The following is a 7,788-nucleotide window of genomic DNA, read 5'->3' as shown; positions in this document are numbered from 1 at the left end:
GGCAGCTTCTTTTGTTTATAATACACCGCCCGACGGGCCCGGGCCGCGCGGGGGAGTCCGGGCGCGGGGGGGCGCGGGCGGCCGGCGGGGCCGGCCTCCCGCTACGGCAGCCAGCGCCGGGCGGCCTCGACGCTGTCGGCGGGGCTGGTGTTGAAGGCGATGGCGGCCTGCGGGGCGTGGCGGCGGACGAGGTTGACGACGAGTTCGAAGAAGGGCAGCGCCGGCTCGGGCTTGCGGATGCCGCCGCCGATGACGACGACGTCCCACCCGCGCCCGGCGAGGGCCGCGACCACGGCGGGTTCGGCGGTGTCGTCGGGCGCGACCAGCGCGACGGCGGCGTCGATGCCCTGCTCGGCGAAGCGGGCGAGTTCGGCGTCGAGGAGGGCCCGCACGGCGTCGCCGTCCGTGCCGGGGACGGTGTGCGGGTCGAAGCCGAGAACGAGAACGGTGGGCATGTCCGAAAGGACGCTCACCCCGGCTGCCCGGGTTCCCCGCGCAGGAAGCGGGCCGCGTCGGCGAGGGTGAGCTTGGGGTCGCTCCAGGAGCAGACCTCCAGCCAGGAGAGCCGGCCGTCCTCGGCGAAGAGCAGGATCTCGCCGTCGGAGCCGATCGCCGCCTCGGCCACCACGTCCGAGCGGGCGCCGTCCGCGACGCCGGCGAAGAGGGCCGTGCTGCAGCCGCACCGGCAGCGGGACTCCACGCGCAGGTGCGGGACCTGGGCGCGCAGGGGGTGGCCCTCCGGGAGGAGGACGTCGAGGACGCGGGCGACATCGGTGGGAAGGAGAGTCATGGGCGTCTGCGCAATCGTGTGGTGAGGGCCGACAGTTCGTCGACCCGCAGGAGGTGGGCGAGCAGGAGGTAGCCGACAACGAGGGTGGCGGCGGCCGGCGCCAGGCCGTACCGCGCGGTCCACCAGGCCGCGGTGGCGGCCGGGAGGGCGGCGAGCAGCAGCCTGGCGTGGTCGCCCAGGACCCGCACCGGGCCGAGGCGGCGCCGCAGCAGCAGGGAGGCGCCCAGGACGGTCAGCAGGAACGAGCCCCCGTAGCAGCCGGCCATCCCGGTGACGGCCCAGCGCAGCGGCAGCAGCCGGTGGCAGAGCACCGCCCCCAGGGCCGTGGCGGCGACCGGCAGCAGGTTGAGCAGGAAGGGCGTGCGGCTGTCGCCCAGCGCGTAGAAGGCGCGGGTCAGCGCGTACGAGGCCGAGTAGAGGACCAGGCCGGGCGCGAAGGCGGTCAGCATCCCGGCGATGGCCCGGACGTCGGCGGGGTCGGTGCTCCCGTGCCCGAAGGCGAGCGCGCACAGCTGCGGCGCGAGGACCGCGAACCCGCAGGCCGCCGGGACGGTGACCACCGCGACGGTGCGCACGGTCCGGGCGAGCAGCGCCCGCACGGCCCGCGGGGAGTCGGCGGACGCGCTGAGCGCGGGCACCGCCGCCGTCACCAACGACACCGTGACGACCCCGTGCGGCACGATCCACAGCAGGTACGCGCTGCTGTAGGCGGTGTACCCGACGCCCGGCAGCCCGGCCGCGGCGGCCTGCGCGCCGACCGAGGTCGACAGCCTGGTGACCACCCAGTAGCCCGCCTGGTCTGCGAGCACCAGCAGCAGCGTCCACCCGGCGGCGCGCAGCGGCTCGCCGAGCCCCGCCCGCCGCCAGTCCCAGCGCGGCCGCAGCCGTACCCCGGCCGCCCGCAGGCAGGGCAGCAGCACCAGGCCCTGGGCCACCACGCCGGCCGTCGTCCCGGCCCCGAGCACCGTCAGGTCCCGCTCGTCGAAGGAGCGGTGGCCGACGAAGGCGCCGAACACCCCGATCACCACCAGGTTGTTGAGCACCGGCGCCCACGCCATCGGCGCGAACCGCCGCCGGGCGTTGAGGAGTTGACCGAGCACCGTGAACAGCCCGTAGAAGAACACCTGCGGCAGGCACAGGTACGCCAGCAGCACCGTCCGGTCCAACTGGGCACCGTCGTACGAGGTGTAGGCCCGCACCACGTACGGCGCGCCGGGCACCACGACCGCCGTCAGCACCAGCAGGGCGACCACCAGCACCGTCACCAGCCGGTCGGTGTGCGCCGCCCCGCCGTCCGCCGACTCCTTGGCGGCGCGCACCAGATGGGGCACCAGCGCGGTGTTCAGCGCACCGCCGATCAGCAGCACGAACAGGATGTTGGGCACCGTGTTGGCCACGTTGTACCCGTCCGCGAGCAGCCCCGAGCCGAGGACCGCCACCAGCAGCGCCGAGCGGACGAAGCCGGTGGCCCGGGAGACCACCGTCCCGGCCGCCATCACCAGGCCGGGCGGGAGCGCACGGCGCGGCCTGCGGTGCCGGACGGGCACCGCGGGGCCTTCCGGAACACTCATCCGCCGGTCCCTCCCGCTCCGAGCAGCGCCGACCCGGACGGATCGGCGAAACCGGCGAGAGCATGCTCCGGCTCCCCTGAAGCGAGGCTGAGAAAGCTGAAGGCGGCTTAAGGAACGGATCCGGCGCCGATGGCATCCTGATCCGCATGGAGATTCTGGTGGTGGAGGACGACGCCCAGGTCGCGGCGGCCGTACGGCGCGGTCTGGAGGCGGAGGGCTACACCGTCGACCTCGCCCCGGACGGTCTCACCGGCCTGCGGCTGGCCCAGCGGCACGCCTACCGGGCGATCGTGCTCGACATCATGCTGCCCGGCCTGAACGGCTACAAGGTGTGCGAGGCGCTGCGCTTCGACGGCGTCACCACCCCGATCCTGATGCTGACCGCCAAGGACGGCGAGTACGACGAGGCCGAGGGCCTGGACACCGGCGCCGACGACTACCTCACCAAGCCGTTCTCCTACCTGGTCTTCCTGGCCCGGCTGCGCGCCCTGCTCCGCCGCAGCCAGACCCCGGGCCCGCTGCTGCGGGTCGGCGACCTCTGGCTGGACCCGGCGGGCCGCCGCTGCGGCCGGGGCGGCGCCGAGATCACCCTCACCGAGCGGGAGTTCGCCGTCCTGCGCTGCCTGGCCGAGCACCCCGGCGAGGTGCTCTCCAAGCGCCGGATCGTCGACGAGGTGTGGGACATCGCCTTCGACGGCGAGGAGTCCATCGTCGAGGTGTACGTCAGCATGCTGCGCCGCAAGGTGGACACCCCGTTCGGCGTCCGCTCGATCACCACGGTGCGCGGCGCCGGCTACCGACTGGAGACCGCACCGTGCTGAGCCGCCTCTCCACCCGCCTGCGCACCTCGCTGGCGGCCGGACTGACCGCGCTGCTGCTGCTCGGCGGCGGCGCCTGGTGGCTGCGCGGCCACCTGTACGACGCCCAGTTGGAGGCCGCCCAGGCGGAGGCCAAGTCGCAGTCCCACGACCTCAGCAACGGCTACAAGCTCGGCCAGCAGCTGGTGGACAACTGGAGGCTGCCGTACGTGGTGCTGGGCGGCGACGGCCAGGTGCTGTTCATGGGCGGCACGCTGACCACCCAGCACCTGGCCGGGCCCCCGCCCGCCTCCGTGCCGCATCTGGCCCGGGACGACTGGCAGTCCGTCCAGCGGATCACCATCGGCCCCGCGGGCACGGCCGCGGCCAACCGCTACTCGGGACGCACCTTCACCGCGATGGGCAGCTGGAGCCCCCTGCTGCGCAAGGACGGCGACCAGACGAAGCCGATGGCCGGCCCGTTCACGGTGTACGTGCTGGTCACCCCGTTCGCCGCCGAGGCCTCGCTGCACACCATCGACCCGGTGCTGCAGCTGGGCGTGCCGGCCGCCGCGCTGCTGGTCGCACTGGTGGCCTGGGCGGCGACCAGCCGGGCGCTGCGCCCGGTGGAGGCGATCCGCGCCGGGCTGGCCGAGATCGGCGAGCACCGGCTGGACCGCCGCGTCCCGGTGCCGCGCGCCGGCGACGAGCTCACCCGGATGGCCCGGACCACCAACGCCACCCTGGACCGGCTGGAGCGCTCCGCCGTGCAGCAGCAGCGCTTCGTCGCGGACGCCTCGCACGAGCTGCGCAGCCCGATCGCCGCGCTGCGCACCAATCTGGAGGTGTCGCTGGCGCACCCCGAGCGCACCGACTGGCCGGCCACCACCCGGGAGGCGCTCACCTCGGTCGAGCGGCTCCAGCAGCTCACCGAGGACCTGCTGTTCCTGGCCCGGGACTCGCACCCGGCGTCGGCCGGCCGGCTCACCGACGTCGACCTGTCCGCCGTGCTGCGCGAACTCGCCGACCAGTACCGCCCGGTCGTCGGCGCCCGGCTCGCCCTGCTGGTGGACGCGCCCGAAGCGGTGCTGGTGCGCGGCAGCCGCATCCGGCTGCACCGGCTGGTGCGCAACCTGCTGGACAACGCCCAGCGGCACGCGGCCGCCGAGGTGGTGCTGTCCGTGCGGCACACCGTGCACGGCTGTGTCCTGGAGGTCCGGGACGACGGCCCGGGCGTGCCGCCGGAGGACCGCGAGCGGATCTTCGAGCCGTTCACCCGGCTCGACGAGGCCCGCAGCCGGGACGCCGGCGGCAGCGGTCTGGGCCTGGCCATCTCGGCGGACATCGCGACCCGGCACGGCGGCACCCTGCGGGTCGCCCACGCCCCGTACGGCGCCCGCTTCGTGCTGGAACTGCCGTCGGCCGGACGGGACTCCTAGTCCGGGGCGTGGCCGGGGCGCCTCTAGGGCGTGGCCGCGGACACCGTCCGCAGCGGCACCGAGGCCCTCAGCCGAAAGCCCCTCCCCCGCTCCCCCGGCCCGGTCTCCAGCCGCCCGCCGACCAGGGCCAGCCGCTCCTCCAGCCCGGACAGGCCGTTGCCCGGTTGGGACTTGCCCGGCCCGCGCCCGTTGTCGGTGATCTCCAGGACGGCGCAGCGCTCGCCGCTCGCCTCCCAGCTCTCGTCCGCCGTCACCGTGCAGACGGTGGCGCCCTCGCCGTGCCGGACCACGTTGGTGACGGCCTCGCGCAGCGCCCAGGCCAGCGCCCCGGTCTCCTCGTCGGCCAGCGACGGCCAGGCGTCCACCAGCTCCGGCGCGGCCTCCAGCCGGACCTGCGCGGCGGCCAGCGCGGTACGGGCGGCGGCCAGTTCGACCGGCAGGGTCGGGCGACGGAAGCCGGTCACCGCCTCCCGGACGTCGATCAGCGACTGCCGGGCGACCTGCTCGATGTCGGCGACCTGCGCCCGCGCCGCCTCGTCCTTGCCGGCGTCCATGAACCGCCCGGCCAGCTCGCTCTTCAGGGTGATCAGCGACAGCGAGTGCCCGAGCAGGTCGTGCAGGTCGCGGGCCAGCCGCAGCCGCTCCTCGGAGGCCGCCAGGTGGGCGACCGCGGCCCGGGCCTCGCGCAGCTCCTTCATGGTGGCGACGAGCCGCTGGAGACCGGTCATCGCGATGCCGGAGAGGAAGGCGCTGAGCGCGAAGGTGGAGACGTTGTCGACGCCGGCCCCGATGCCCGTCCCGACGGCGGCGGTGAGCACGGCCATGGCGACCAGGGCGCGCAGCGCGTAGTGGGTCGGCACGATGATCGCGACGCACACCGAGGCGTAGATGAACAGCGTCAGGAACGCGGCTCCGAGGCCGACCGGGGCGGCGACGGCGAGCCCGACCATCGTCGTGACGACCACCAGGCAGGCCCGCGGCCGCATCCCGGCCTGCGAGCGGAAGACCACCAGCAGCACGTAGGCGGCCACGAACCCGGCCAGGCAGCACCAGCCGAGCACCGTCCCGGCCGTGGTGTGGCCGCCGTTCAGCAGGTCACCCGCCGGGTATGCCAGGTAGAGCATCCACAGCATCATCCAGGCGACCTTGACCAGCAGCTGGCGCCTGCTCTCCACCGGGGAACCGGGCACGTTCATGAAGGACGCGCGCGCCACGCCCGCCTCCGGCGGTTCGTCGGGGCGGTGGGCCTGGCGCGCGTCACTCATGTCGATCATCATGCCTGGCGGCTGTCGCGGCGGTACAGGGCCGCCGCGGCGGCGCCGAACACCACGAGGAAGGCGGCCAGCCCGGCGACCGCGCCGGTGTCCAGGGAGTGCCCGGGCCGGGTGAAGTCGGCCAGCCGGTTGTACAGGTACACCGGGTTGAAGCGGGCGAACCTCTCCAGCGAGCCGCTCACCGGGAACCAGGTGCCGCCGAGCAGGGCCATCGCCATGTAGGTGATCATCACGATCGGCTGCACCGCGTCCGGCGCCGCCGCGTACCCGAGCGCCACCCCGAGCGCGGCGAAGACGAAGCTGCCCAGCCAGAGCGCGGCCGCCAGCCCGAGCCACTGCGGCACGCTCAGCGAGACGCCCTGGCTCGCGCCGACCGCGAAGACCACCAGGATCGCCGGCAGCGTGGTGACGGCGGTCGCCGCGATCTTGCCGACGGTGTACGCCCGGCCGGGCAGCGCGGTCAGCCGCAGCTGGCGCACCCAGCCGCTCTTGCGCTCCAGCGAGATCCGCTGCGCGCTGCCGGTCAGCACCGCGCCGACCGCGCCGAAGGTGGCCATCGAGACCATGAAGTAGGTCTTCACCGGCAGGCCCCCGGCGAGCTGGGTGGAGCCGTAGGCGTTGATGAAGAAGAAGTACATCAGCGCCGGGTAGGCGACGGTGAAGAGCAGGTAGCGCCGGTTGCGGAGGGTCCGCAGGATCTCCAGCCGGATCAGGGTGGTCATCGCACGGTCTCCTTCTCGGTGCTCTCGCGGCCGGCGTCCCCGGCGCCGTCCTCGCGGTCCAGTTCGCCGGTGATGGTCAGGAAGGCCTGCTCCAGGCCCACGCCGGCGACCTCCAGCCCGCGCGGGTACAGCCCCGCCCGGTAGATCCCGGCCACGGTGGCGTCGGCGTCCGCGGTCCGGATCCGTACCGTCCGCACCCCCAGGACCCTCGCGGTGACGTCCAGCGACCGCACGCCCGGCAGGGTGCGCAGCACGGGCTCCTCGAACCCGCCGTCCGCGTCGTGGAGTTCGAAGGCGATCCGGCGGGCGCCGGCCCGCGCCTTGATCTCCGCCGAGCTGCCGTCGGCGATCAGCCGGCCCCGGTGCAGCACCAGGACGCGGTCGGCGATCGAGTCGGCCTCCTCCAGGTAGTGGGTGGCGAACAGCACCGTGCGCCCGGCGTCGGCCTGCGCGCGCATGCTCGCCCAGAACGACTGCCGCACGCCGACGTCCATGCCGGTGGTCGGTTCGTCCAGCACGATCAGGTCGTTGTCGCCGGCGATGGCCAGGGCGAAGCGGACCCGCTGCTCCTGGCCGCCGGACAGCTTGTCGACCCGCCGCTCCGCCAGCTCGGTGATCCCGGCGTCGGTCAGCACCTCGGTGACCGGCCGGCCGCGCGGGTGCACGTCGCAGGCGAGCCGCACCAGCTCGCGCACCTTGACGTCGGTCATCAGCCCGCCGCTCTGCAGCATCGCGCCGACCCGGCCGGCCTCGATCGCCGCCCGCGGGGTGCCGCCGAACAGGGTCACGCTGCCCCGGTCGGGCTCGCGCAGGCCGAGCAGCAGGTCCAGGCTGGTGGACTTCCCGGCGCCGTTCGGCCCGAGCAGGGCGACGGTCTCGCCCGGCCTCAGCACGAGGTCCAGTCCGTCCACGGCGCGCACCCGCCCGTAGCTCTTGCCCACGCCGCGGAAGGCGGCCACCTCGGTACCCATCGCCCGGCTCCTCTCCCTGATGGTGTCACGCTCGTGGCGTCACGGTCGGTGCTGTTCGCACCACCTCAGAGTCCCGCGCGGGCGGGTGGCGGCGGCAGTGTCCGCCGTCGTGCCTTCGGCATGACGGATGTCATGCCGGCGGGCGCGTCCCCCCGCCCGGGGCCCCGCCCCCCCAAACGGGGCGGGGGGGGGGGGGACACCCCCCCCCCCCCCCCCCCCCCCGC

General features: G+C 74.7%; 8 protein-coding genes. 2 read left to right on the top strand and 6 right to left on the bottom strand.

Features of this window, described 5'->3' with window-relative positions; all coding sequences use genetic code 11:
• Positions 1-101: 101 nt before the first annotated feature.
• Genes ACFVHV_RS08935 through murJ form a run of 3 tightly spaced genes read right to left on the bottom strand, consistent with a single transcriptional unit; the run spans position 102 to position 2,361 of the window.
• Positions 102-455 (bottom strand): hypothetical protein, encoded by a 354-nt coding sequence (locus tag ACFVHV_RS08935; RefSeq protein WP_380350118.1) that lies wholly within the window; start codon positions 453-455, stop codon positions 102-104.
• A gap of 14 nt (positions 456-469) precedes the next feature.
• The gene (locus tag ACFVHV_RS08930; RefSeq protein WP_359903620.1) at positions 470-790 is read right to left on the bottom strand and encodes a hypothetical protein; all 321 of its coding nucleotides are present in this window, start codon (positions 788-790) and stop codon (positions 470-472) included.
• Positions 787-2,361 (bottom strand): murein biosynthesis integral membrane protein MurJ, encoded by a 1,575-nt coding sequence (murJ, locus tag ACFVHV_RS08925; RefSeq protein ID WP_359903622.1) that lies wholly within the window; start codon positions 2,359-2,361, stop codon positions 787-789. Before murJ ends, ACFVHV_RS08930 begins: the two co-directional genes overlap by 4 nt.
• Before the next feature lie 146 nt (positions 2,362-2,507).
• On the opposite strand from murJ, the gene ACFVHV_RS08920 reads away from it, so the two are divergent.
• On the top strand, positions 2,508-3,182 hold the full coding sequence (locus tag ACFVHV_RS08920) for a response regulator transcription factor (protein ID WP_359903625.1): 675 nt from the start codon (positions 2,508-2,510) through the stop codon (positions 3,180-3,182).
• The gene (locus ACFVHV_RS08915; protein ID WP_380350114.1) at positions 3,176-4,597 is read left to right on the top strand and encodes a sensor histidine kinase; all 1,422 of its coding nucleotides are present in this window, start codon (positions 3,176-3,178) and stop codon (positions 4,595-4,597) included. The genes ACFVHV_RS08920 and ACFVHV_RS08915 overlap by 7 nt, the downstream gene beginning before the upstream one ends.
• A 23-nt stretch (positions 4,598-4,620) precedes the next feature.
• Here the strand turns inward: ACFVHV_RS08915 and ACFVHV_RS08910 are convergent, their stop codons facing one another.
• From ACFVHV_RS08910 to ACFVHV_RS08900, 3 genes are read right to left on the bottom strand one after another with little or no spacing between them, the layout of a single operon-like run.
• On the bottom strand, positions 4,621-5,862 hold the full coding sequence (locus tag ACFVHV_RS08910; protein WP_359903631.1) for a histidine kinase: 1,242 nt from the start codon (positions 5,860-5,862) through the stop codon (positions 4,621-4,623).
• An 8-nt stretch (positions 5,863-5,870) separates the two neighbouring features.
• Positions 5,871-6,593 carry an ABC transporter permease gene (locus ACFVHV_RS08905; protein WP_359903634.1) on the bottom strand — a complete coding sequence of 241 codons (723 nt, stop codon included), beginning with the start codon at positions 6,591-6,593 and terminating at the stop codon, positions 5,871-5,873.
• Positions 6,590-7,564: an ABC transporter ATP-binding protein gene (locus ACFVHV_RS08900; protein WP_380350111.1), complete on the bottom strand. Its 975-nt coding sequence runs from the start codon at positions 7,562-7,564 to the stop codon at positions 6,590-6,592. Before ACFVHV_RS08900 ends, ACFVHV_RS08905 begins: the two co-directional genes overlap by 4 nt.
• Positions 7,565-7,788 lie beyond the last annotated feature (224 nt).

It is taken from the genome of Kitasatospora sp. NPDC127116 (genome assembly GCF_042677365.1).
Taxonomy (GTDB): domain Bacteria; phylum Actinomycetota; class Actinomycetes; order Streptomycetales; family Streptomycetaceae; genus Kitasatospora; species Kitasatospora lactacystinica.
The sequence above is the reverse complement of the archived record's forward strand: the minus strand, read 5'-3'. Positions and strand labels throughout refer to the sequence as shown.

Coding starts and splice junctions, on each gene's coding strand:
- ACFVHV_RS08930 (WP_359903620.1), bottom strand. CDS start 790: ATGACTCTCCTTCCCACCGATGTCGCCCGCGTCCTCGACGTCCTCCTC.
- murJ (WP_359903622.1), bottom strand. CDS start 2,361: ATGAGTGTTCCGGAAGGCCCCGCGGTGCCCGTCCGGCACCGCAGGCCG.
- ACFVHV_RS08900 (WP_380350111.1), bottom strand. CDS start 7,564: ATGGGTACCGAGGTGGCCGCCTTCCGCGGCGTGGGCAAGAGCTACGGG.
- ACFVHV_RS08920 (WP_359903625.1), top strand. CDS start 2,508: ATGGAGATTCTGGTGGTGGAGGACGACGCCCAGGTCGCGGCGGCCGTA.
- ACFVHV_RS08905 (WP_359903634.1), bottom strand. CDS start 6,593: ATGACCACCCTGATCCGGCTGGAGATCCTGCGGACCCTCCGCAACCGG.
- ACFVHV_RS08910 (WP_359903631.1), bottom strand. CDS start 5,862: ATGAGTGACGCGCGCCAGGCCCACCGCCCCGACGAACCGCCGGAGGCG.
- ACFVHV_RS08935 (WP_380350118.1), bottom strand. CDS start 455: ATGCCCACCGTTCTCGTTCTCGGCTTCGACCCGCACACCGTCCCCGGC.